This is a genomic window from Aeromonas sp. MTB (genome assembly GCF_056632455.1).
The window spans coordinates 2215648-2241382 of the sequence record NZ_CP147026.1 but is presented as its reverse complement, the minus strand read 5'-3'; the positions used below and the strand labels follow the sequence as shown (position 1 = coordinate 2241382).

Genomic DNA, 25735 nt, shown 5'->3' with positions numbered 1-25735 from the left:
CAGGCCACATTTTCAGCTATTTTCCGCCACCAGCCTCATCGGTTTAGGCGCATGGAGTTGGTTACCACGATGAGTGAGCTGAGCGACATGCCCGCCGCCGCCAGATAGGGGGGGAGCCAACCGCAGGCTGCCAGCGGCAGCACCAGCAGGTTGTAACCGATGGACCAGGCGAAGTTCTCGATGATGATCTTGCGGGTACGCATTGCCAGCACTCTGGCCTCGAGCAGTCGGCTCAGGTCATCGGCCAGCAGGATGGCATCGGCGCTGTTTTTCGCCAGATCGGTGCCACCAGCCATGGCAAACGAGGCGTGAGCTCCGGCCAGTACCGGGGCGTCGTTGATGCCATCGCCCACCATGATGCTGATATCCCCCTGGGCTTCCCGGGCCTTGAGGTACGCCAGCTTGCCATCGGGCGAGACCCCCTTGACCAGCTCATCCACGCCCAGCTCGCGGGCAATCTCGTCTGCCTGCAGAGAGCTGTCACCAGTCAGCACGGTAGTTTGCAGACCTGCCGCCTTGAATGCCGCGATCAGCGCCCTGGCATCGGGGCGCAGGGTATCTTCCAGATTGAAGCGGGCCAAGACCTGCTGCTCGTCGGCCAGATAGATAGCCAGACCGCGGCCGCATTCTTGCGCTGGTTCCAGCCCAAGCCAGCGGGCACTGCCGATGCGGTAGCGTACTCCATCCACCAGCGCCGTGATGCCGTGACCGATGACCGGGGTGAACTCGCGAACGGATGGCAACACGGCGATGCTGTCGGCGGGCAGTCGGAAGGCGCGTGCAATGGGGTGTTCGGATTGCGCCTCCATGGCCCGGGCGATGGCGAGGCAGTGGGCCACGTCAAGGTCGGCCAACGCCTGAGTCTGCGTCAGACTGATCTCACCTGTGGTCAGGGTGCCAGTCTTGTCCATCACGATCCGGTTTGCCTTGGTCAGCACGTCCAGCACATGACCACGGCGCAGCAGAATGCCGTTGCGGGTCAGATTGGCGGTGGCCGAGGTCAGCGCCGTCGGGGTCGCGAGTGACAGGGCACAGGGGCAGGTGGCAACCAGCACGGCGAGGGTGACCCAGAACGCCTGATCCGGTTGATGGAAGTGCCAGAAGGTCCAGACCGCGGCGGCAATGATCAGCAGCACCAGAATAAAGTGGCGCGACAGCTGATCCGCCATCTGGGCGATGGCCGGTTTATCGTCGAGAGCATGATCCTGCAGCCGCATGATCTGGGCGATCCGCGACTCTTCAATACGGTGGCTGACCCGGATCTGCAGCGGGGCATCTGTGTTGATGGTGCCAGCATAGACCTGATCACCGCGCTGTTTGAGCAGGGGCAGCTGTTCACCGGTCAGCATGGATTCGTTGAGGCTGGCTTGTCCTTCGATAATGATGCCGTCCGCCGGCAAGGTGGCGCCAGCAAGCACCCGTACCCGATCGCCGACCTGCAAGGTCTTGGCCGCTACCTCATGCTCCCCTTCATCATCGATGCGGGTCGCCATGATGGGCACCAGTCGCGCCAGGTTGGAGCTCGATTCCGACGCCTTGCGTCGGGCCCGCAACTCGAGAAAGCGCCCCAGCAGCAGGAAGAAGACGAACATGGTGATGGAGTCGTAATAGACCTCACCGGTATTGAACACGGTGGCCCACATGGAGGCGATAAAAGCCCCGATCAGCGCCAGCGACACCGACACATCCATCGACAAGTGACCCTGTTTCAGGCTGCGCCAGGCACCCACGTAAAAGGGCTGGGCCGAGTAGATCATGATGGGGGTGGAGAGCAGCAGGCTTATCCACTTGAAGTAGACCATGAACTCATCTTCAACGCTGATGAAGAGATCCATGTAGAGGGCCACGGCGCACATCATCACCTGCATTGAGCCAAGCCCCGCCAGTGCCAGCCGGAACATATAGCTGCGCACCTCTTTGGCGTAGAGCGCCTCCTGTTGATGGGTCTGGAACGGATAGGCGCGATAGCCGATCTGGGCAAATCCCTTGAGGATGTCACTCAGGGAGAGCTGGTCCGGATCCCACTTGATGCGGGCCCGGTGGGTGGTGGTGTTGACGTTGATGTAGCGCAGGCCGCCAAGGGTCATCAGGTGGCGCTCGATAAGCCAAGCACAGGCGGCGCAGGTGAGCCCTTCAACTGTCAGCTGGATTTCGCGAAGGGTACCGCTGTCGGTGACAAACTCCTGTTGCACTTCTGCCAGATCGTAGTGGGTGAGGGCGGCCAGCTCTTCGGGTACCAGATCCCCCTTGGTGCCGGGGGCGGTGCGGTGATCGTAGTAGCTGGCGAGGCCGCACTCCATGATGGTTTCCGCCACCGCCTGACAACCGGGGCAGCACATGGGGCGAACAATCCCCTTTATCTCGAGGGAATAGCCACTATTGGCGGGTACCGGCTCGCCACAGTGAAAGCAGGGGGTCATGCTTTATCTCCCCCTGAATGCAGAATGCAAGCAGCAGGGGCGCTGGCGAGCACCGGCTCGCCACAGTGAGAACAGCCGGTCATGGCTTAGCGTCCTTTCGGGTCGAGTTCGACAGGGGCCAGGGTGGGCAGCTGGACGGTCTCTTGCAATCGCCACTCGTGATCAAAGGCATCGACCCGAATGTGCCACTTGCCGACCAGCGGCTTGTCGAAATGGAGGCGATAGGTGCCGCTCGCATCGGCGGTGATCATGTGTTCGCTGTCCTGACCGGCCAAGGTCGGGTGGAACAATGAGAGATAGAGAGCTTGCCCGGCAGGAATGTCACCGCTGATGGGTTTGAGGGTCAGCTCGTTGCCGTCAACCTCCAGCCCAAAGCGGATATTGAGCGCTTCGGAGCGGTCAAACTTGCTCAAGTCCTGATTGATCTCTTTCCCTTGTTTGTAATAGTCCTCGGCCACCAGATTGACCCCATCCTTGCTTGCGATGATGGCGGTGGCGATGCTGCCGACCACGGCGGCAGTGGGGAGGGCGATGATAAACCAGGGCCAGAATTGGCGATACCACGGTTTAGATAGAGGTTGGGTCATGATTGCTACTGCCATGAAACGAATGATTAACGTGGAAGATGGTTTTTACGCAACACAAGATAACAAAAAGCCTCGAGGAGTCGAGGCTTTTTGCTGTGTAATCACGTGTTTATCACATGTTACAACGTTACGGGCGAACCTTATTTGGCAGACTGTTGATGAGACAGGCTGTAAACGTAGGAGGCCAGCAGGTGAACCTTGTCCTCACCCAGAATGTCTTTCCAAGCTGGCATCACGCCGTGACGACCGTGGGTGATGGTTTGCACCACCACTTCGCGGGAGCCACCGTAGAGCCAGGTGTTGTTGGTCAGGTCTGGCGCACCGACGGCAACACCGCCCTTGGCATCGGCCCCGTGGCAGGCAGCGCAGATGGCAAAGCGTGCTTCACCTTTCTTCGCTTCCACCAGGTCGACCTTGCGACCGGAGAGGCTCAGCACATAGGAGGCCACTTCCTGAACGCCATCTTTGCCGAGGATTTCACCCCAGGCCGCCATGATCCCCTGACGACCGCCCATGATGGTGGTCTTGATTTGATCAGGCTGGCCGCCCCATTGCCATTCGCTGTCGGTCAGGTTCGGGAAGCCGCGACCACCACGGGCATCGGAGCCGTGACACTGGGAGCAGTTCTGCAGGAACAGACGCTGACCCACTTTCAGGGCTTCCGGATCCTTGGCGATCTCGGTGATGGCACGATAGGTTTTGCCATCCGCTTCATAGGTGAGTTCACGGAACTTGGCGCCGTAGATCTCGTCAGCCTTGGCGACCTCACGGTCATACTCCACCGCGCGACCTTCAGCCTTGGCCGATTCGGTTGCAGCCTTGGACTCGGCCAGCGAGCGCACGTCCTGGTTGGAACTTTGCCAGCCCAACAGGCCTTTAAAGTTGCCAAGCCCCGGGAAGGCGATCAGATAGACCAGACCGGTGACGATGAAGAAGAGGAACATGTAAGTCCACCACTTCGGCAGCGGGTTGTTGATCTCCTCGATGCCATCGAAGGAGTGCCCCATCGATTTGCCTTCTTCAACACCCATCTTGTCCTTGCGGCACCACATCAGCAGCAAGAAGCAGCCGAGGATGGTTCCCAGACTGATGACAGTCACAAAAATGCTAAACAGAGTGCTCATTATTGTTTCGCTCCTGCGTTCTTTTTATCAGCACCGGGTTGCTCATCATCGGCAAAAACCAGATTGGCAGCCTCGTCGAAAGAGGTCTTGCGGCGTTTGCTATAGGCCCAGACGATGATGCCAATCATGATGGCCATCAACAGCAGGGTATACAGACCGCGAAATGTGCCGTAGTCCATCTTCGCCTCCTTATTTCAGGGCATGACCCAGTGATTGCAGATAGGCCACCAGCGCATCCAGCTCGGTTTTACCCTTCACGGCTTCGCCTGCACCCTGAATATCGGCGTCGGTATAGGGCACACCGAAGTGATCGCGGAACAGCGCCAGCTTCTTGGCCGTCATCTCACCGGTCAGCACATTGGTATCAAGCCAGGGGTAGGCGGGCATGTTGGATTCCGGTACCACATCGCGCGGGTTGATCAGGTGAACCTTGTGCCACTCGTCGGAGTAGCGGCCACCAACACGGGCCAGATCCGGACCAGTACGCTTGGAGCCCCACAGGAAGGGGTGCTCCCATACGCTCTCACCGGCGACCGAGTAGTGACCGTAACGCTCGGTTTCGGCACGGAACGGACGGATCATCTGGCTGTGGCAGTTGGTGCAGCCTTCGCGAATGAAGATGTCGCGCCCTTCCATCTGCAGAGCGGTGTAGGGCTTGAGGCCCTCCACCGGCTCGGTGGTTTGCTTTTGGAAGAACAGCGGAGTGATTTCAACCAGGCCCCCCAGACTGATGGCGAAGATGATGCCGACCACCAGCATGGGAACGCTCTTTTCAAATATTTCGTGACGGTTATTGTTGCTCATGGGGTGACCTCTTCAATCATGCTGGCTGGGCGACAGGTTCCAGAGAACCTTTGGGCGCAGTGATGGTGCGATAGGCGTTGTAAGCCATCAGCAACATGCCGGTGACGAAGAAGCAGCCACCCAGGAAGCGCACGAAATAGAAGGGATAGGATGCCTGCAACGCTTCAACGAAGCTGTAGGTCAGGGTGCCGTCTTCGTTGACTGCACGCCACATCAGGCCCTGCATCACGCCGGAAATCCACATGGCAACGATGTAGAGCACGGTGCCCACGGTCGCCAGCCAGAAGTGAACATTGATCAGCTTGACGCTGTACATCCGGCCCTGGCCGAACAGGTTCGGGATCAGGTGATAGACGGCACCGATGGAGACCATGGCAACCCAGCCCAGCGCACCGGAGTGCACGTGACCAACGGTCCAGTCGGTGTAGTGGGAGAGGGCGTTGACGGTTTTGATCGCCATCATCGGGCCTTCGAAGGTCGACATGCCGTAGAAAGAGAGGGAGACGATCAGGAAGCGCAGGATGGGGTCATAACGCAGTTTGTGCCAGGCACCGGAGAGAGTCATGATGCCGTTGATCATACCGCCCCAGGAGGGTACGAACAGGATCAGGGACATCACCATGCCCAGTGACTGGGCCCAGTCAGGCAGTGCGGTGTAGTGCAGGTGGTGCGGACCGGCCCAGATATAGAGGGAGATCAGCGCCCAGAAGTGGACGATGGAGAGGCGATAGGAGTAAACCGGACGACCGGCCTGCTTGGGCACGAAGTAGTACATCATCCCCAGGAAACCGGCGGTCAGCAGGAAGCCTACCGCGTTGTGGCCATACCACCACTGCACCATGGCGTCCATGGCGCCGGAGTACATGGAGTAGGACTTCATGCCGGAGAGGGGCACTTCCATGTTGTTGACAATGTGCAGCACCGCAACGGTGATGATGAAGGCGCCGAAGAACCAGTTCGCCACATAGATGTGGGAGGTGGTGCGCTTCATCAGGGTGCCGAAGAAGACGATGGCATAGGCGACCCATACCACAGTGATGGCGATATCAATCGGCCACTCCAGCTCGGCATACTCTTTGGCGGAGGTGAAACCCAGCGGCAGAGAGATGGCGGCAGAGAGGATGATAGCTTGCCAGCCCCAGAAGACGAAGGTTGCCAGCGGGCCACCGAACAGCCTTGTTTGACAGGTGCGCTGCACCACGTAGAAGGAGGTGGCCATCAGTGCACTGACGCCGAAGGCGAAGATCACTGCGTTGGTATGGAGGGGCCGCAGACGACTGTAAGTCAGCCACGGGGTCTCGAAGTTGAGGGCAGGCCAGATCAACTGGGCTGCGATCAGTACGCCAACCGACATGCCGACAATTCCCCAGACAATCGTCATGACGGTAAACTGGCGAACAACGGTGTAGTTGTACTCAGGATGGTTAGTTGTATGGCTCATCGTTATATTCCGCTTCCGATGCTGCTGTTGTTTGGTTTTGTATCCGGAGAACCGGACTGGCTTCATCAGCCACCGCCGACCAGTTGTTAACATCTGTTAACGAAAGGAAAAGCAAAAGATGGCTAAATGAAAACTGCATGGGAATGATACTGAAGTGACAGGTAAAATAACAGTATAAACAGTGATATATTTGGCTCCGTCCGGTCTCGATATGGCGGTTTTTTACCTTGTTCGAGATCACAAAAAACTATTTTAATTGCATCTTAATCGGGCTGTTTTTGATGAAAGAGAGACTTACCGCACGTAAAGTTTTGCACCTCGTACTGGTATTGGCGCTGTTATTGGCGCTGATGGCCTATCGCACCTGGTTTTCGGCCGATCAAAGCGTCTCTGCTGACCAGAAAAAAGATCAGATTTGTGATCTTTCCCACACCCCTTGCAGCGCGCTGATTGGTGACAAGCTGCTGACGGTCGCCATCAAGGAATTACCGCTGCGCGCCGAACATGACTTTGCCATCGCTATTACCGGCGGCGATCCGGCCATCAAACCGGTGAAAGCGACACTCGAAGGCAAAGATATGTTTATGGGCACCATTCCGGTGAGTTTTGAGCAAATAGACGGACAGTGGCAGGGGGTAACCCAGGTGGGGAGCTGTACATCACCCGTCATGATCTGGTTGTTAAATATCGAGTGGAGTAATGGTCAACGCCAGCAATTGGCGCTTTCCGTTGCCCGGGAATAACGGCGCAAGGGGCGGGGAGTGGAAAAAATATTTGAAATTTCCCGGCCAGGCGTTACCTTCCCCAAACCATCAGGGAGTGAAGTTCATTTAATCATGATTGAAAAACAACCGTTTTATCGCACCCTCAACCAGCAGGCCAAGGCGCTGCTGGAGGGGGAAACCGATCTTATTGCCAATCTTGCCAACCTCTCCGCGCTGCTGAATCAGGAGCTGGAGGAGATCAATTGGGTCGGTTTTTATCTGTTGCAGGGTGAGACCCTAGTATTAGGGCCATTTCAGGGCAAACCGGCCTGCGTGCGGATCCCGGTCGGCCGCGGGGTGTGTGGTACGGCAGTGGCAGAGGGGAGAACCCAGCTCATTGACGATGTCCACCAGTTCGATGGTCACATCGCTTGTGATGGCGCGAGCAACTCGGAAATCGTGATCCCGGTGCGCCGTGGTGGCGAGATCATCGGGGTACTCGATATCGACAGTCCGATTTTTAACCGTTTCGACCAGCAAGACCGGATTGGCCTCGAAGAAACGGTGCAAATTTTGGAAAGCATGCTCTAAGTCATTGCTAGATGGTTCGCAAAAGGCCCCAAGCTCTCTATAATGGGGCCTTTGTTGTGCTCGGGACGTGCCCGTGCGTTTATATGAAAGCCAAGGTTATACATGGAAAACACTGAGAAGCTGAAGAACAGTAAAGAGATCGTTGCCTACCTGGTCGAGAAATTCCCGGCCTGCTTCGTTGCTGAAGGAGAGGCCAAGCCGCTCAAGATTGGCATCTTCCAGGATTTGGCCGAGCGTCTTGCTGACGATGCCAGAGTCTCCAAGACCATGCTGCGTTCCGCACTGCGTCAATACACCTCCAGCTGGCGCTACCTGCACGGTCTCAAAGCTGGCCAGGCTCGCGTTGATCTGGATGGCAACCCGGGCGAGCTGCTGACCGAAGAGCACATCGAGCACGCCAAGCAAGCTCTGAAAGAGAGCAAAGAGCGCGTATTCGCCAGCCGTCGTACCAATACCAAAGAGAAGGATGAGAAGGCCAAGAAGCCCCGTCGTCCTGCTGTGCGCAAAACCGAGAAAGCTGATGTAGCTGCCAAGCCGAAAGCTGCCGCCAAGGCACCGGTCGCTGACGCTCCGCTGGTTAAAGTGGATGCCGCTACGCTGAAAGTGGGCCAGGATGTGCGCGTCGTTATGGGTAAATTCCCGGTTCCGGCAACCATCAAGGAAGTAACCAAGGACGATGTACAGGTCCAACTGCAGACCGGCATGATGGTGCGGGTCAAATCAGAGCACTTGGTTCTCTAAGGAGACAAATGTTGAAGCATGGCGTAATTCGTTTTTCCCTCGTTGCCTGTAGCCTGGCGCTTGCCGGGCTTGCACAGGCCATCGAGCCGGTGCTCAAGGAGAGTGATTTGCCTGTGTTGGCTCAAGAGAGCCAACATGCTACGGCCAGCAAGCGAATTACCAATCTGTTTACCCGCTCGCACTACAAACAGTTCAAGCTGGACGATGCCTTTTCCTCCGTGATTTTCGATAAATATCTGGAGAATCTGGACTACAGCCGCAACCTGTTTTTGGCCTCTGATATCAGCCGTTTTGAAAAGTACCGTAACGGTTTTGACACCGACCTCGAAAGAGGCCGTCTGGCTCCCGCCTACGAGATGTTCAACCTGAGTCAGCAGCGGCGTTATGAGCGGTTCGAATACGCCCTCAAACTGCTTGATACTCCTTTCGATTTTACCCAGACCGACAACTATGTGTTTGATCGGGAAGGGGCGGCTTGGCCCAAAGATGAAGCAGAGCTCAACGAGCTGTGGCGTCAGCGGGTCAAGTTCGATGCCCTGAGTCTCAAGCTCAGCGGCAAGGAGTGGCCCGAGATCAAGGAGCTGCTTGGCAAGCGTTACAACAACGCCATCAAGCGGATGTCCCAGACCGAGAGCGAGGATGTCTTCCAGCTCTTCATGAACTCCTTCGCTCGCGCCATCGAACCGCACACCAGTTACCTCTCACCGCGCAGTGCCGATCGTTTCAACACCGAGATGAACCTCTCGCTGGAGGGGATTGGTGCCGTGTTGCAGGCGGAAGATGACTTTACCGTCATCCGTTCTTTGGTGCCAGGTGGCCCGGCTGCCAAATCCAACCACCTCAAGCCCGATGACAAGATCACCGGGGTGGGGCAGGAAGATGGCAAGATTGTCGATGTGATCGGCTGGCGTCTTGATGACGTGGTCGAGCTCATCAAGGGGCCCAAAGGGAGCAAGGTCAAGCTGGAGATCCAGCGCGGCAAGGGCGCAACTGCCAAGACCGAGCAGATCGAGCTGACCCGCGACAAGGTGCGCCTTGAAGATCGGGCTGCCAAGTCCAAGGTGATTAACGCCGAAGGCAAGAAGATTGGTGTCATCGAGATCCCGAGTTTCTACGTCAATCTGCACGATGACGTGATCAAGGAGCTCTCCAGCCTCAACAAGAAGAAGATCGATGGCTTGATCATTGATCTGCGCGGTAACGGCGGCGGCGCCCTGACCGAAGCTTCCGCCCTGAGCGGTCTCTTCTTTGCCAGCGGTCCCGTGGTGCAAATTCGTGATCACATGGGCCGTATCACGGTCAATGGCGATGACGATGGCAACGTCTACTACGGCGGCCCCATGTCGGTGATGATCGACCGTTACAGTGCCTCGGCCTCCGAGATCTTCGCTGCTGCCATGCAGGATTATGGCCGTGCCCTGATCCTGGGTGAAAACTCGTTCGGCAAGGGGACGGTGCAGCAGCATCGCAGCCTGGCCAAGGTCTATGACTTCTACGAGCAGCCGCTCGGCCACGTGCAGTACACCATCGCCAAGTTCTACCGGATCGACGGTGGCAGCACCCAGAACAAGGGCGTTGCGCCGGATATCAGCTTCCCGACACCGGTTGCTCCGGAAGAGACGGGCGAAAGCCGTGAGTTCAATGCGTTGCCGTGGGACAAGATTGCCTCCGCCAACTACGAGAAACTCGGCAACTTCGCCAGCGTGCTGCCCAAGTTGCAGGCGGCGCACGATGCCCGGATCGCCAAGGATCCCGAGTTTGCCTATGTGATGCAGGACATCGCCGACTACAAGGAGGAGAAAGACAAGAAGTCGGTCTCCCTCAACGAGGCGGAGCGTGTTGCAGAGCAGGCGAAACAGGATGAGAAAGCGCTCAAACGTACCAACGAGCGTCTGGCACGTCTTGGCAAGCCGGCGGTGAAGAGTCTGGATGAACTGCCCGCTGATTTCGAAGCGCCCGATGAGTATCTCATCGAAGCGGCCAATATCACGGCAGATCTGGCCAAGGTCAGCAAACGCAGCTGACAAGGCACCTCCAATGCACAAGGGCGACTGCGGTCGCCCTTTCTTTTTGTCTGGCGTATCTGACGTAATGCAAATTGTTTGACCCCGCCAGTTGGTTGTGACAGCCTCTTTCTCGCCTTTAACAAGCGTGGAAGCAGACAATAATGACCGATCACTCCCAGGCCATGACGGCCAAATATCGCCAGGATTATCAGGCGCCGCTCTACTGGATCGACACCATCGACCTCGATTTCCAACTGCAGGAGCCGCTGACCCAGGTCACCGCCATCACCCGCATTCGTCGCAACGGCGAGCACAATGCGCCGCTCGTCCTCGATGGTGAGCAGCTGACCCTCAAGAGCGTTGCCATTGATGGCATTCCCTGTGACCACTACGAGCAAGGCGAGAGCAGTCTGACCCTGTTCAACCTGCCGGCCGAATGTGTGCTCACCATTGTCACCCTGCTGGATCCGGCCGCCAACACCGCGCTGGAAGGGCTCTACAAATCGGGTGATGCCTACTGTACCCAGTGTGAAGCTGAGGGCTTTCGCCGCATTACCTATTATCTGGATCGCCCCGATATTCTGGCGCGCTACAGCACCCGCATTACCGCCGACAAAGCCCAGTTCCCCTTCCTGCTCTCCAATGGCAACAAGGTCGACTGCGGTGATCTGGATGGCGGCCGTCACTTCGTGCAGTGGCAGGATCCTTTCCCCAAACCGAGCTACCTGTTTGCGCTGGTTGCCGGTGATTTCGATGTGGAGCGCAGCCACTACACCACCCAAAGTGGCCGCAAAGTGGCCCTCGAGATCTTCGTCGACAAGGGCAACCTCGATCGCGCCGGTTTTGCCATGGAGAGCCTCATCAACTCCATGCGTTGGGACGAACAGCGTTTCGGTCTCGAGTATGATCTCGACATCTACATGATCGTCGCGGTGGACTTCTTCAACATGGGCGCCATGGAGAACAAGGGGCTTAACATCTTCAATTCCAAGTTCGTGCTGGCCAATCCGGCCACCGCCACCGACAGCGACTACCACGGCATCGAACGGGTGATCGGTCACGAATATTTCCACAACTGGACCGGCAACCGCGTCACCTGTCGTGACTGGTTTCAACTCAGCCTGAAAGAGGGGCTGACAGTGTTCCGGGATCAGGAGTTCTCCTCCGATCTGGGCTCCCGTGGCGTCAACCGCATCAACAACGTGCGTACCGTCCGCGGCCCGCAGTTTGCCGAAGATGCCGGCCCCATGGCACACCCGATCCGCCCTGATGTGGTGATCGAGATGAACAACTTCTACACCCTGACCGTCTATGAGAAGGGGTCGGAAGTGATCCGCATGATGCACACCCTGCTGGGGGAAGATGCCTTCCAGGCCGGTATGCGTCTCTACTTCGAGCGTCACGACGGCTCGGCCGCTACTTGCGATGATTTCGTGCAGGCGATGGAGGATGCGTCCGGTGTCGATCTTGGCCGTTTCCGCCGCTGGTACAGTCAGTCCGGCACCCCCGAGCTGACCGTGACCGACGAGTATGATGCCGCCAGCGGTATCTATCGCCTTCATGTGAGCCAGCATACCCCGCCGACTCAGGATCAACCGCAAAAGCTGCCGCTGCATATCCCTCTCGATATCGAGCTTTATGACGAGCAGGGTGCCGTCATCTCGTTGCAGTATCAGGGCAAGGCCATCGGCAACGTGCTCGACGTGCTGGAAGCGGAGCAGACCTTCGAATTCGATCAAGTGCCCGTCAAACCGGTTCCCTCCCTGCTGCGGGACTTCTCTGCGCCGGTCAAGCTGCACTATGACTACAGCGATGAAGCGCTCGCCTTCCTGATGCGCTTTGCCCGCAACGAGTTTGCCCGCTGGGATGCGGCCCAGATGCTGATCAACAAAGCGGTCATCGACGGGGTGGCACGGGTCCAGCACGGGCAGGGGGTTGAGCTCTCCCAAACCCTGTTGGCCGCCTTCGTCGCCATTCTGGACGACAACGATCTGGACTTGGCCCTCAAGGCGGAGATCCTGGCGCTGCCCGGTGAGGCGACCCTGGCCGAGCTGTTCGAGGTGGCCGATATCGATGCCATCCATCAGGTGCGCGACGCGATCCATACCCGTCTTGCCGAGGCCTTTGGTGCGCGCTTGGCGGCAACCTATCAGAGCCTGCGTCTGAATGGTTATCAGGTGGTGCACGCCGACATGGCCAAACGGGCCCTCAAAGGGGTAGTGCTCGGCTATCTGGCGGCGCTTGATGCGGAGCATGCCGATGCGCTGGTGCGCGAGCAGTATGCAACTGCCGACAACATGACCGACACCCTGGCGGCACTGCAGGTGGCCAACGGCTATCTGTTGCCATGCCGCGCCGCGCTGCTGGCCGATTTCGAGGGCAAGTGGGCCAAGGATGGACTGGTGCTGGACAACTGGCTGCGGCTGATTGGCAGCAAACCGGCTGCCGATGTGCTGAGTGAAGTGAAACAGGCGATGAGTCACCCCACTTTCAGCATTCGCAATCCGAATCGGCTGCGAGCGCTGATCGGCAGCTTCGCCATGAGCAATCAGGTGCAGTTCCATGCGGTGGATGGCAGCGGTTACCGCTTCCTGACCGATCTGCTGATCGAGCTCAACGAGGTCAATCCGCAGGTGGCCTCCCGCCTTATCACTCCGCTTATCCAGTTCAAGCGATTGGATGAGGCGCGCAAGGCGCTGATCCGCGCCGAGCTGACCCGTCTTGCCAACCTTGAGGGGCTGGCACGGGATCTGTTCGAGAAGGTAAGCAAGGCGCTGCAGCAGTAAGTGTCGACGGGGCAGGGGCGTTAATGCGCCTGCCCCTATCGTGTGATTTGTCGTGTGATCAGGAGCAAGCGTGAAGCAGTTTACTTTTCGGCTCTCATTGAGCAGTGACGAGGTGATGCTGATGTATCAGGGCCATGCCAGACGGCTGGTGGTGCGCAGCGAACAGGGATTGACCCTGGAGCTTGGCATAGAAAAAATACGCCCCTTTGTCGCCATCAATGGTGTGCATGGCTATTTTCGGCTGAAAACCCAGGACGATTACCGCTTTATCAGCCTCGAACGCATAAATTAACAAAAATCGAACAGATTACCGACTGTTTATCTGCTTTGCGTCACTATCTATCCGGTAAATTGGCACAAAGGTAGTGGGAATTTCTGTATTTTTGGTTATTTGCAAAATTTCTCACAGTTTAAGCCGTGATCTGCACCTTGTTTTTAACATCTCGTTAGCACCTTTCCTCGCCTTCCCTTAGCCAAGCCATTACACTTCGCAACAACTCTGCACCAGCGGGTAACCAGGGTGGTTGCCTCTGCGTCGGTGGTTAATGTCGTCCGATAAGGAATATAAAAATGGCATTGAAAGACGCCCCTACCTCAGTTCTGCTCGAAAACGTTCTCAGCCTGATCCATCAGAAGTTGCCCAAAAACAGTGCCTCTCTGGTCGAGCGCTTCGTTGCCAAGTTTTACGGCAACATGGCGAGCTCCGACCTGCACGATCGCAATGACAGCGATCTCTATGGCGCGGCCCTGAGCCTGTGGAATGCCCTCAATCAGCGCAGCGGTACCGATCCCTACATCCGGGTCTACAATCCCGAGCTGACCCGTCACGGCTGGCAATCGCCCCATACCATCGTCGAGGTGATCCTGCAGGACTCCCCCTTCCTGGTGGACTCCATCCGGATGGCGCTCAAGCGACTCAATATCACCGCCCACATGATGCTGCACCAACCGCTGCACCTCATTCGTAGTGCGGATGGCAAGATTGACGCCATTCTGGAACTCGACAACACCGACGGGCAGACCTCGGTTGAAACGGCATTCCTTATCGAGATCGATCACCTCACCAGCGAGGAGCAGATGGCCGCGCTGGCTACCGAGCTCAACTCCGTGGCCGGTGAAGTGGCGCTGGCAGTCGGCGACTGGCAGCCCATGCTGGCCAAGCTCAATGAGATCATCGACGAACTGCCCAAGCGCAAGCACCCGGTCAGCAAGGAGGAGGTGGCCTCCTGCGTTGCTTTCCTTAAATGGGTGGCTGCCCACAACTTCACCCTGATGGGGTATCGCCGTTACGACGTCAAGGCGGTGGAGGGGGATCACGAGATCCTGCCGCAGGCGAGCTCCAGCCTGGGGTTGATGAAAAACTCCATCAAGGAGGTGGGTCAGCGCCTTGGCAACATGCCAGCCAGCGCCCGTCACGCCGCCCTGAGTTCTGACCTGCTGATCCTCACCAAATCCAACAGCAAGTCCCGGGTGCACCGTCCGGCTTATGTGGATTACATCGGCATCAAGCGCTTCGACGAGCATGGCAAGGTGATCGGGGAAGATCGCTTCATCGGTCTCTATGCCTCTTCCATCTACAACACCAGCGCGACCCAGATCCCGCTCATCAGCCATCGTCTCGAACGCATCATGGCTGCCTCCGGTCACGAGAAGGGATCCCACGCCTACAAGGCGCTGCTGAACGTATTGGAAACCTACCCGCGCGATGAGCTGATCCAGGCCCGCGAAGAGGAGCTGTTGGCCACCGGTCTTGGGGTGCTGGAGATGCAGGAGCGGGACATGCTGCGGCTGTTCGTGCGCCGCGATGTCTATGGTCGCTTCTTCTCCTGCATGGTCTATGTCACCAAGGAGCGCTACAACACGGCGCTGCGGATCAAGACCCAGCAAATTTTGCAGAAGTATTTTGGCAGCAACGAAGAGGTGGAGTTCAACGTCTACTTCACCGAAGGCGTGCTGGCGCGGACCCACTACATAGTGCGGGTCAACAACAACAACGTGGATGTGGATGTGAACGAAGTACAGAACAACCTGATTGAAGCGGCCCGTAGCTGGGACGACAGACTCGACTCCGTGCTGCTTTCCCATTATGGCGAGGCCCGTGGTAATGAGCTGCGCCGCCGTTTCAGTACCGCCTTCCCCCGCGCTTACAAGGAAGATGTGCTGCCTGGCTCTGCCGTGGCCGACATCATGGCGCTCGATAACCTGAGCGAAGCCGAGCCACTCGGCATGCTGTTCTACCGCGCGCAGGAGGAGGAGAACGACCGTCGGGTACGGCTCAAGCTGTTCCATCGCACCGAGCCCATTCACCTCTCAGACGTGCTGCCGATGCTGGAGAACATGGGGCTGCGGGTGATCGGCGAAACACCGTATCAGGTTCGCACTCCAGGGGGCGATCTGTTCTGGATCCTCGACTTCTCCATGCTGCTGCACGGCGAGCAGCCCTTTGATCTGGCCCAGAGCCAACAGCGCTTCCAGCAGGCTTTTGCTGCCATCTGGAACAAGCAGCTGGAAGATGACGGCTTCAACCGGCTGGTGCTGGGGGCGGGTCTCACCGGCCGTCAGGTGTCGGTGCTGCGCGCCTATGCCAAATACATGCGCCAGACTGGCGTCTCCTTCAGCCAGTCCTATATCGAAGAGACCCTGACCCGCTACCCCGACATCGCCCAGTTGCTGTTTGCTCTGTTCGAACATCGTCTGGATCCTGCCGGCAAGCAGGACGCCAAGGTACAGGCCAAGCTGCACGAGGAGCTTGCCGCCAAGCTGGATCAGGTGGCCAACCTGGATGACGATCGCATCATTCGCCGCTATGTGGAGATGATCGACGCTACCCTGCGCACCAACTACTACCAGCTGGACAAGGCGGGCAACATCAAGCCCTACATCTCCTTCAAACTGGCGCCGTCCAGCATCACCGATATGCCGCTGCCGCTGCCCAAGTTCGAGATCTTCGTCTATTCACCACGAGTGGAAGGGGTGCATCTGCGCTGGGGCAAGGTTGCCCGTGGCGGCCTGCGCTGGTCCGATCGCAAAGAGGACTTCCGCACCGAAGTGCTGGGTCTGGTGAAAGCCCAGCAGGTGAAGAACACCGTCATCGTGCCGGTGGGGGCCAAGGGCGGTTTCTACTGCAAACAGATGCCGGTGGGGGCGCCCCGTGCCGTCATCCAGGAGGAGGGTAAGGCCTGTTATCGCCTGTTTATTCGTGGCCTGCTCGATGTGACCGACAACATCATCGGCGGCGAGGTGATCCCGCCCAAATCCGTGGTGCGCCACGATGAGGATGACTACTACCTGGTGGTCGCCGCCGACAAGGGCACGGCGACCTTCTCCGACATCGCCAACGAAATAAGCCTCGAATACGGCCACTGGCTCGGCGATGCGTTCGCCTCCGGCGGCTCGGTCGGTTACGACCACAAGAAGATGGGTATCACCGCCCGCGGCGCCTGGGAGTCGGTCAAACGGCATTTTCGTGAAATTGGCGTCAACTGCCAGACCACCGATTTTACCTGCGTCGGGATCGGCGACATGGCGGGGGACGTGTTCGGCAACGGCATGCTGCTCTCCGAGCACACCCGGCTGGTGGGCGCGTTCAACCACATGCACATCTTCGTCGACCCCACTCCGGATGCTGCCAAGAGTTTTGTCGAACGCCAGCGCCTGTTCGATCTGCCGGGTTCCAGCTGGGATGACTACAACCGCGAGCTGATATCACAAGGGGGCGGCATCTTCTTGCGCTCGGCCAAGTCCATCAAGCTGAGCCTCGAGATGCAGACCCTGCTCGGCACCGACAAGGCCAGCATGGCGCCGAACGAGCTGATCAAGGCACTGCTTTGCCTCAATGTCGACCTGCTGTGGAACGGCGGCATCGGCACCTATGTGAAGAGCGCTCGCGAGAGCGATGGGGAAGTGGGCGATCGCAGCAACGACGCACTGCGAGTCAATGGTCGCGATCTGCGGGCCCGTATCGTGGGCGAGGGAGGCAACCTCGGCTTTACCCAGCTCGGTCGGGTGGAGTACGCCAGTCAGGGCGGTCGCATCAATACCGATTTTACCGACAACGTGGGGGGGGTGGATTGCTCCGACAATGAGGTGAACATCAAGATCCTGCTGAACCAGTTGGTGGCGGCAGGGGATCTGACCCTCAAGCAACGTAACCAGATGCTTTACGAGATGACCGACGACGTGGCGCAGATCGTGATCACCAACGCCTATCGCCAGTCCCAGTCCATCTCGGTCACCAGCTTCCGCGGCTCTGAACAACTGAAAGAGCAACAGCGCTTTATTCAGGGGCTGGAGCGGGAAGGCAAGCTCGATCGTGCGCTGGAGTTCCTGCCCTCTGACGAGGAGCTCTCCGAACGGATGGCGGCAGGGCAGGGGCTGACCCGCCCCGAACTGGCGGTGCTGGTGGCCTACGGCAAGATGGTACTGAAAGAGCAGCTCAACTGCCCGGAAGTGACCGACGAGCCCTTCCTCGCCAACATGTTGGTCACCAGCTTCCCGGCCAAAGTACAGCTGCAGTTTGGTGCACAGCTGGCCGACCACCCGCTACGCGGCGAGATCATCGCTACCCGGGTGGCCAACATGTTGGTCAATGACATGGGGCTCAACTTCGCCAGCCGGATGAAGGACGAGACCGGTGCCTCGGTGGCGGAAGTGGCCTGCTGCTTCGCCATGGCCCGCGAAGTGTTTGGCATGAACCAGCTGTGGCGCGATATCGAAGGGTGCGACAACCTGGTGGATGCCCAGACTCAGCTCGAGCTGATGTTCTACAGCCGCCGCATTGTGCGCCGTGCCACCCGCTGGTTCCTGCGCGCCCGCAATCGCAGCTGGAGCATCAGCGAGAATATCGCTTTCTTCCGTCCGGCGTTCGAAACCTTAGGTAAGCACCTCTACGAGGTGATGGATGAGAGCGAAGTGGCCGAGCATCGTCAGGCTGTTGCCAAGTGGATGGAGAAACAGGTGCCTGAGGCCATTGCCCGTCAGGTCGCCCATATGAGCAGCCTCTTCTCCAGCCTGGACCTGGCGCAGATTGCCGCGGAGCACAAGACCGATATCCTGCGCGCCGCCAATGTCTACTATCGCCTCGGAGCCAAACTGGATCTGCACTGGTTCCTCGACCAGATCAACCATCAGCCGGTCGGCAACCACTGGCAGGCGATGGCGCGAGCTTCCTTCCGCGAAGATCTTGACTGGCAGCAACGCAGTCTCACTTCTGTGGTACTGGAAGGGTGCAAAGATCAGGGAGAATGCGCTACCATACTGGCCGACTGGATTTCGGAGCATGAGCAACTCTTGTCCCGTTGGACCCACATGTTGGCCGACTTCAAGACCACCAGTACTCACGAGTTCGCCAAGTTCTCGGTGGCCTTGCGAGAGTTGAACCTGCTCCAGTTGAATTGTCGGGCACTTTAATTGCCAGATTAAGGCATGACACCGACATTACACCCAAAGCCCCGGCCAGTTGCCGGGGCTTTCTTTAAGGAGCAAAGATGTTGTACCCCATCGCCAGGCATTTCCTGTTCAAACTCAATCCGGAACAGGCTCACGATCTCTCCATGAAATATTTGCCCCGCCTTCTCGGTACGCCACTCGATTGTTTCTTCCGCCAGAATTTGCCGAAACGCCCCGTCACTGTCATGGGGCTTTCTTTTGCCAATCCGGTGGGATTGGCGGCCGGTCTGGATAAAGATGGTGAGTGCATTGACGCGCTGGGCGCCATGGGATTTGGTTTTATCGAAGTTGGTACCGTCACCCCCAGACCCCAAAGCGGCAATGACAAGCCGCGCCTGTTCCGGGTTATTCCGGCAGAGGGGATCATCAACCGGATGGGATTCAACAACAAGGGGGTTGATCATCTGGTCGCCAAGGTAAAAGAGGCCAAATATCAAGGAGTCATCGGCATTAATATCGGCAAGAACAAAGATACTCCCATCGAACAGGGCAAGGATGATTACCTGATCTGCATGGACAAGGTTTATGATCACGCCGGTTATATTGCCGTCAATATCTCTTCCCCCAACACCCCGGGGTTGCGTTCGCTGCAATATGGCGAGGCGCTGGATGAATTGCTGGCCGCCCTCAAGCTGCGCCAGCAAGAGCTGGCCGCCCAATATAAAAAGTATGTGCCGCTGGCGGTTAAAATTGCCCCGGATTTAAGCCTTGAAGAAATAGATCAGGTGGCCGCGTCGCTGGTGCGTAATGGTATTGATGGGGTTATCGCCACCAATACCACCCTCGAGCGCGAGATGATTTATGACATGCCCCACGCCGGTGAAGCGGGTGGCCTGAGTGGGCGTCCGCTGCAGCACAAGAGTACCGAGGTGATCCGTCATCTGGCCAAGGCGCTCAATGGTGCTCTGCCAATTATCGGGGTGGGTGGTATTGATAGTGCCATGGCCGCCCGTGAAAAATTGGCCGCCGGTGCCAGTCTGGTACAAATTTATAGCGGCTTTATTTATAAAGGACCGGGGTTGGTCAAAGAGATTGTGACCAATATTTAAGAAATAGATGGCGGAGCCCTTTATTTGACGTTGCTGATTTCCTGCATATGGAATAAAGTCAACTGGTAATTATCAAGTAAGGGCTCCAACATGTTTATCCAACCGACCGATAGCTGGCAATGGCACTATGATGCCCAGAATGACCGTCTGATGTTGGACCTGTCTGATAACATGTTATTTGCGACCGAGTATAAAGGGCGACAATTGGTGCCCAGCTCATTTGCAACCCAGCCTTTTTGCGTCGATGATGCCGCCCTCTATTATCAGTTGATGGATAAAGCAGCCGAACTTGAGTGGAGTATTCCCCATCAGGTGCAACTGGTGCTTAATGCCATCGCTGTCAGTCGCTTTTATAAACCTCTGATGCCGCAAAGCTGGTTTTTTAGTGAACAGCATCCGCAAGTGATCCCGCAAAACGGTGACCTGGTCCTGATGAATACACCTCATGGCAACGGCGAATTTATGGTCATTGAGGCAGGGGAGCAGGCCAGCGTCTGTTTGAACCTCACAGCCGATCTGGTATTGACCACCAGTAAAACCTTGCCGCGTTTCGGGGTGATCAAGGTGATGAATAACCGGATGAAACAGCGTATTACCGTGACCGAGCAATATCGTCAGGTCAGTTGATATATTTTCATCAATCTTTTTATCTCTGTGATTACACCGCTGTCTGTTTTTACTGTGGTCACCTCAATCGCGCCTCGTTTCTGATACTTCATTTATCCGCGAACATCTTGCCCATTCTCATCGATCTTCATGGTTGTGATCCAGCCTCTCTTGAGGCTTGTTACAGTCACTTGCACCTTGTGTTCTGACCCACGCAGTGTCTTGGTCTTCCGTGCTGCAAGCATGGTGCCTTCCTCTTGTTTCGTTCTGCTTGCGTAGTGCCTCCACCTAGCTATCAACACATCACTCACTGCAGCGATTTTCTTCATACGACATTTTATGCTTGAAACGAGAGCTATTCTCACTTACATTTTGTTATAACATAACAAAATGGAGTTGCCATGAAGCCTCATATTCATCCGGATTATCGTTTGGTGCTGTTCCATGACACGGCGGCAGATGCCTTTTTCCTGGTCGGTTCAACCATCAAGAGCGATCGCCGCTACACGTGGCAAGACGGGAAGGAGTATCCCTACGTATCGCTCGATGTTTCCAGCCAGTCGCACTCGTTCTATACCGGCAAGCAGAAGCAGGTATCGAGTGAGGGGAGTGTGGCCCGTTTCAACAAGCGCTTTGGCGCATTTTCAAGCAAGAAGGAGTCCTGAATGCAGGTCGTCTGTTCACTCAAATCCGCACGGGCGCGTCATCCCGATTGTCAGTTGGTGCGCCGTCGGGGCAAATTGTTCGTGATTTGCAAAAGCAATCCCCGTTTCAAGGCTCGTATGAAGTGATCCGCTAAATGATGTCTGGCCCCATGATCTCGCCATCGGGTAGTCATGGGGCCTTTTACCTTTTCGCCACCTATCAATCTGTTTCCATCCTGCTGTTTGCGCCGACTTTTGCATGCTCCAGCCCGCCTGATGAGGTATAATGCGGCACTATTTTTATGGGTTCCCCGTGAGCGTGATGAAAGAATTTTTTGCAACCTGCCCCAAGGGGCTGGAAAACCTGTTGGCCGACGAGCTGACCAATCTTGGCGCAGAACAGGTCCGTGAGACCGTGGCTGGCGTCCATTTCAAAGGCGAACTGGCGATTGGCTATAAGGCCTGCCTGTGGAGCCGTTTTGCCTCCCGCATCGTGCTGGTGCTCTCCGAATTCCAGATGAACGACGATCTGGATCTCTATCTGGGCGCCCACACCATTCCCTGGGAAGAGCACTTCTCCGGTACATCTACCATCGCGGTGGACTTTACCGGTACCAACCCTGCCATTCGCAATACCCAATATGGCGCGCTGAAGATCAAGGATGCCATCGTCGACCGCTTCACCAAGCGCGGGCACGTGCGTCCGGACGTGGACAAGAAGTCGCCGGATATTCGCATCATGGCGCACCTGGGCAAGGGCAAGGCCAATATCACGCTGGACTTGTCAGGCCCGGCGCTGCACCAGCGTTTCTATCGTCAGGGCACAGGTGAAGCTCCGCTCAAAGAGAACTTGGCCTGCGCCATGATTGCCCGTAGCGGCTGGGCCGGTGAGCCTATGATGGACCCCATGTGCGGTTCCGGTACCTTGCTGATTGAAGCGGCCTTTATCGCCGCCGACATGGCGCCGGCGCTGCGCCGCGAGCGCTTCGGTTTCGATCGCTGGCTGCAGCACGATAGCGAGCTGTGGCAAAGCCTGATGATGGAAGCGCAAGTGCGCGCCAAACGTGGCATGCAGCGTTGCGAAGTAAAACTGTTTGGTTGTGATGCCGACCAGCGTGTGCTGCTCAAAGCCCGTGACAACGCCAAAGCGGCCGGTGTGGCCCACCTCATCACCTTCAAGCAGGCCGACGTCACCAAGCTGGAAAACCCGCTGCCGATGCCTGCCCCTGTTGAAGGGGAAGAAGGTCAAGGGGAGGCTCGCCAAGTTGGTATGCTGATCTCCAACCCACCTTATGGCGAGCGTCTTGGCGAATTCCCGGCGCTGCTGGAAGTGCACCAGGCCCTCGGCGATGCCCTGCGTCGCAGCTTCCAGGGTTGGAAAGTCTCCATTCTTTCCGCATCGCCCGAGCTGCTTAGCTGTCTGCGCCTGCGCGCTGACAAGCAATATCGCCTGTTCAACGGCGCCCTCGAGTGTCAGCTGCGTAACTACCAGATCGCACTGGACTCCGTGGCTTCCCAAAAAGAGGTCGCGCAGGACTTTGCCAACCGTCTGCGCAAGAATCTGAAAACCCTCGAGAAGTGGGCCAACAAAGAGGGCATCGATTGCTATCGCCTCTATGATGCCGACTTGCCGGAATACAACGCCGCCATCGACCGCTATCAGGACTATCTGGTGGTGCAGGAGTATGCCGCGCCCAAAGACATCCCCGCCCAGAAGACCCGTCAGCGTCTGCTCGACATGGTTCAGGCCGCCATCAAGGTAACCGGCATGGACGGCGAGAAGGTGATCCTGAAGGTGCGCGAGCGTCAGGAAGGTAAACAGCAGTATCAGAAGCTCTCCGAAGAGCTGCACCGGATGGAAGTGCAGGAGTACGGCGCCCGGCTGTGGGTCAACCTCTACGACTATCTGGATACCGGCCTGTTCCTCGACCATCGTCAGACTCGCCGCATGCTGGGTCAGATGGCCAAGGGCAAGCGCTTCCTGAACCTGTTTGCCTACACCGGTAGTGCCACCGTGCACGCAGGTCTTGGCGGTGCCAGCGAGACCACCACAGTCGACATGTCTCACACCTACCTGAACTGGGCGCAGGACAACATGCGTCTCAACTCGCTGGTGGGCCGTCAGCACAAGTTTGTGCAGGCAGATTGCCTGAAGTGGTTGTCTGAAGCCGATGAGCAGTACGACCTCATCTTCATCGATCCGCCCACCTTCTCCAACTCCAAGCGGATGGACGAGAGCTTCGACGTACAGCGCGATCACCTGCTGCTGATGCAGCACCTGAAGCGCCTGCTGGCGGCGGACGGCACTCTGGTCTTCTCCAACAACAAGCGTCACTTCAAGATGGATCTGGCCGGTCTCGAGGCCACTGGTCTCAAGGCCCAAAACATCACCCAGAAGACGCGGCCGAAGGATTTCGAGCGCAACCAGCACATCCACAACTGCTGGATCATCACCCATGCGCCGGAGCAAGGCGAGGCGTGATGCTGACCCTGTTTCATACCGACGGTTGTCACCTGTGCGAGCAGGCCTGGGCGCTGGTGGAGGAGGCAGGTCTTGCCGCCGCCACCCGCCAGTGCGACATCATGGATGATGAGCAGTGGCTTGCCGCCTTTCGGGTGCGCATTCCGGTGCTGCGTGACGAAGCAGGCCGCGAGCTCGGTTGGCCCTTCACACTGGCCGAGCTAAAAAGCTGGGCCGCCCGTCAGGGGTGAGAGTGATTTGACGATAAAACGGGGGCAGACCCAGTCTGCTGCCCGTTTTTTTCATATGAAATAAGGAACACACATGGCTCTTTTAACATTGCACGGCGCATGTCTGTCGTTCAGTGATTTCCCGCTGCTCGACAATGCCGAATTGACCATCGAGCGGGGCGAGCGCCTCTGTCTGGTTGGCCGCAACGGGGCGGGCAAGTCCACCCTGATGAAGGTCATTGCCAGCGAATTGCCGCTGGACGACGGGCGTCTGGTGCTGCAACAAGATTTGAAAGTGACCCGCCTTGAGCAGGATCCGCCTGCTTCCAGCGAGCTGACGGTGTTTGACTATGCCGCCGAAGGGCTGGCGGGGGTGGGGGAACTGCTCAAGCAGTACCACCACATCTCCATGGAACTGGCGCATGATCCGTCAGACGCCAACATTCGCAAGATGAGCGAGTTACAAGAGCAGCTCGACTATCAGAACGGCTGGCAGTTCGAGACCCGTATCAGTCAGGTGTTGACCCTGCTGGGGCTGGATCCTGACGTGACCCTCGATAGCCTCTCCGGTGGCTGGCTGCGCAAAGTGGCGCTGGCCCGTGCGCTGGCTTGCGATCCCGACTTGTTGCTGCTCGATGAGCCGACCAACCACCTGGATATTGAAGCCATCAACTGGCTGGAAGATTTCCTCAAGGATTTTCGCGGCGCCATCGTCTTTATCTCTCACGATCGGGAGTTCATCCACAAGCTGGCCACCCGGATCATCGATCTCGATCGCGGCGCCATCACCTCCTGGCCGGGCAACTACGACGAGTATCTTCAGGGGAAAGAGGAGTGGCTGAGGGTCGAAGAGCTGAAAAATGCCGAGTTCGACCGCAAACTGGCCCAGGAAGAGGTGTGGGTGCGTCAGGGTATCAAGGCTCGCCGTACCCGTAACGAAGGTCGGGTGCGCGCACTTGAGGCGATGCGGATGGAGCGTTCCCAGCGCCGCGAGCTGCAGGGCAAGGCCAAGTTGCAACTGGATGAAGTCAATCGCTCCGGCAAACTGGTGTTCGAGACTGAGGGGCTGGGGCTGGACTTTGGCGATCGCACCCTGTTCAAGGGGCTCGATCTGCAAGTGCTGCGTGGCGACAAGATTGCGCTGGTCGGCCCCAATGGCTGCGGTAAATCGACCCTGATCAAGCTGTTGCTGGGTCAGCTTGAGCCAACCCGTGGCACCGTCAAGGGGGGCACCAATCTGGAGGTGGCCTACTTCGATCAGTACCGCGAGCAGCTTGATCCCGAGCAGACGGTGGTGGACAACGTCGGGGAAGGCAAGCAGGAGGTGATGGTGCGTGGCCGCTCCCGTCATATCCTCGGTTACCTGCAGGACTTCCTGTTCGAGCCCAAGCGGGCCCGTACGCCGGTCAAGGCGCTCTCCGGTGGCGAGAAGAACCGGCTGCTGCTGGCCAAGCTGTTCCTCAAGCCGAGCAACCTGCTGATCCTCGATGAACCGACCAACGATCTGGATGTGGAAACCCTGGAGCTGCTGGAAGAGCTGCTTTCCGACTACCCCGGCACCCTGCTGCTGGTGAGTCACGATCGTCGCTTCATCGACAACACAGTGACCGGCTGCTGGCTGTTTGAAGGGGATGGCCGCATCAGCGATTACGTGGGTGGTTACGCCGACATGATGGCGACCCGCGAACAGCAGAACGCTCAACAACAGGCCAAGAGTGCAACGGTCAAGGCGCCCGAGCCGGTCGTTGCCGCCGCGCCAGAAGCGCCGAAGAAAAGCAAGAAGCTCTCCTACAAGCTGCAGCTTGAACTGGAAGGGTTGCCTGCTCGTCTTGAGCAGCTGGAAGCCGAGCTGGATACGCTGCAAAGCGAGATCAACCAGCCCGGGTTCTTCTCGCTGCCGGCAGATAAAACCCAGCCGAAACTGGATGCGCTCAATGCCGCTGAAGCCGCGCTGGAGCAGGCATTTGCTCGCTGGGAAGAGCTGGAAGGACTCAAAAATCAGGAGTAAGTTCCCTGTAATTAAAACTTAATCCAGTTCAGTGCCTTGTGTCACATAGCCCGGTTAGGGTGGAAGTTTTTGTTTGACCGAGTGC

At 57.6% G+C, this 25735-nt stretch carries 20 protein-coding genes; 14 read left to right on the top strand and 6 right to left on the bottom strand.

Annotated elements, in window-relative coordinates:
* Positions 1-35 precede the first annotated feature (35 nt).
* The 6 genes from WBR25_RS10315 to ccoN form a co-directional block, all read right to left on the bottom strand.
* Entirely contained in the window at positions 36-2420 is a 2385-nt protein-coding gene (locus tag WBR25_RS10315) for a heavy metal translocating P-type ATPase (protein WP_236353195.1), read from the bottom strand.
* Between the two features lie 86 nt (positions 2421-2506).
* Complete coding sequence (locus tag WBR25_RS10310; protein ID WP_043820362.1) at positions 2507-3007, bottom strand: FixH family protein; 501 nt, start codon at positions 3005-3007, stop codon at positions 2507-2509.
* 140 nt (positions 3008-3147) lie between these two features.
* On the bottom strand, positions 3148-4131 hold the full coding sequence (gene ccoP, locus WBR25_RS10305; RefSeq protein ID WP_019446377.1) for a cytochrome-c oxidase, cbb3-type subunit III: 984 nt from the start codon (positions 4129-4131) through the stop codon (positions 3148-3150).
* Positions 4131-4310, bottom strand: coding sequence for a CcoQ/FixQ family Cbb3-type cytochrome c oxidase assembly chaperone (locus WBR25_RS10300; RefSeq protein ID WP_005336620.1), 180 nt, complete (start codon positions 4308-4310; stop codon positions 4131-4133). Before WBR25_RS10300 ends, ccoP begins: the two co-directional genes overlap by 1 nt.
* A gap of 10 nt (positions 4311-4320) precedes the next feature.
* Positions 4321-4935 (bottom strand): cytochrome-c oxidase, cbb3-type subunit II, encoded by a 615-nt coding sequence (gene ccoO, locus WBR25_RS10295; RefSeq protein ID WP_005336618.1) that lies wholly within the window; start codon positions 4933-4935, stop codon positions 4321-4323.
* A 16-nt stretch (positions 4936-4951) separates the two neighbouring features.
* Positions 4952-6376: a cytochrome-c oxidase, cbb3-type subunit I gene (gene ccoN, locus WBR25_RS10290; protein ID WP_005360548.1), complete on the bottom strand. Its 1425-nt coding sequence runs from the start codon at positions 6374-6376 to the stop codon at positions 4952-4954.
* A 281-nt stretch (positions 6377-6657) separates the two neighbouring features.
* Here ccoN and WBR25_RS10285 point away from each other — a divergent pair, with 281 nt between their 5' ends.
* The 14 genes from WBR25_RS10285 (at position 6658) to uup (ending at position 25650) form a co-directional block, all read left to right on the top strand.
* The gene (locus tag WBR25_RS10285; protein ID WP_429103233.1) at positions 6658-7119 is read left to right on the top strand and encodes a hypothetical protein; all 462 of its coding nucleotides are present in this window, start codon (positions 6658-6660) and stop codon (positions 7117-7119) included.
* A gap of 93 nt (positions 7120-7212) precedes the next feature.
* Positions 7213-7671: a GAF domain-containing protein gene (locus WBR25_RS10280; protein ID WP_005336610.1), complete on the top strand. Its 459-nt coding sequence runs from the start codon at positions 7213-7215 to the stop codon at positions 7669-7671.
* A 102-nt stretch (positions 7672-7773) separates the two neighbouring features.
* Positions 7774-8412 (top strand): RNA chaperone ProQ, encoded by a 639-nt coding sequence (proQ, locus tag WBR25_RS10275; protein ID WP_005351923.1) that lies wholly within the window; start codon positions 7774-7776, stop codon positions 8410-8412.
* Between the two features lie 8 nt (positions 8413-8420).
* Positions 8421-10436 carry a carboxy terminal-processing peptidase gene (gene prc / locus WBR25_RS10270; RefSeq protein ID WP_005351922.1) on the top strand — a complete coding sequence of 672 codons (2016 nt, stop codon included), beginning with the start codon at positions 8421-8423 and terminating at the stop codon, positions 10434-10436.
* 143 nt (positions 10437-10579) lie between these two features.
* The gene (pepN, locus tag WBR25_RS10265) at positions 10580-13204 is read left to right on the top strand and encodes an aminopeptidase N (RefSeq protein WP_236271444.1); all 2625 of its coding nucleotides are present in this window, start codon (positions 10580-10582) and stop codon (positions 13202-13204) included.
* A gap of 70 nt (positions 13205-13274) precedes the next feature.
* Complete coding sequence (locus WBR25_RS10260) at positions 13275-13496, top strand: DUF2835 domain-containing protein (RefSeq protein ID WP_033136823.1); 222 nt, start codon at positions 13275-13277, stop codon at positions 13494-13496.
* 278 nt (positions 13497-13774) lie between these two features.
* Entirely contained in the window at positions 13775-18613 is a 4839-nt protein-coding gene (locus WBR25_RS10255; protein WP_429106695.1) for an NAD-glutamate dehydrogenase, read from the top strand.
* A gap of 77 nt (positions 18614-18690) precedes the next feature.
* Positions 18691-19701: a quinone-dependent dihydroorotate dehydrogenase gene (gene pyrD, locus WBR25_RS10250; RefSeq protein ID WP_139741222.1), complete on the top strand. Its 1011-nt coding sequence runs from the start codon at positions 18691-18693 to the stop codon at positions 19699-19701.
* A 90-nt stretch (positions 19702-19791) separates the two neighbouring features.
* Positions 19792-20328, top strand: coding sequence for a cell division protein ZapC (locus WBR25_RS10245; protein WP_421348442.1), 537 nt, complete (start codon positions 19792-19794; stop codon positions 20326-20328).
* A gap of 380 nt (positions 20329-20708) precedes the next feature.
* Positions 20709-20972 carry a type B 50S ribosomal protein L31 gene (locus tag WBR25_RS10240; protein WP_005336598.1) on the top strand — a complete coding sequence of 88 codons (264 nt, stop codon included), beginning with the start codon at positions 20709-20711 and terminating at the stop codon, positions 20970-20972.
* Positions 20973-21098, top strand: a complete 126-nt coding sequence (gene ykgO / locus WBR25_RS10235) for a type B 50S ribosomal protein L36 (protein ID WP_005336596.1) — start codon at positions 20973-20975, stop codon at positions 21096-21098.
* A 139-nt stretch (positions 21099-21237) separates the two neighbouring features.
* Positions 21238-23433 carry a bifunctional 23S rRNA (guanine(2069)-N(7))-methyltransferase RlmK/23S rRNA (guanine(2445)-N(2))-methyltransferase RlmL gene (rlmKL, locus tag WBR25_RS10230; RefSeq protein WP_479749806.1) on the top strand — a complete coding sequence of 732 codons (2196 nt, stop codon included), beginning with the start codon at positions 21238-21240 and terminating at the stop codon, positions 23431-23433.
* The gene (locus WBR25_RS10225; protein WP_362771602.1) at positions 23433-23663 is read left to right on the top strand and encodes a glutaredoxin family protein; all 231 of its coding nucleotides are present in this window, start codon (positions 23433-23435) and stop codon (positions 23661-23663) included. Before rlmKL ends, WBR25_RS10225 begins: the two co-directional genes overlap by 1 nt.
* Before the next feature lie 73 nt (positions 23664-23736).
* Positions 23737-25650 carry an ATP-binding cassette ATPase Uup gene (gene uup / locus WBR25_RS10220; RefSeq protein ID WP_021230103.1) on the top strand — a complete coding sequence of 638 codons (1914 nt, stop codon included), beginning with the start codon at positions 23737-23739 and terminating at the stop codon, positions 25648-25650.
* Positions 25651-25735 lie beyond the last annotated feature (85 nt).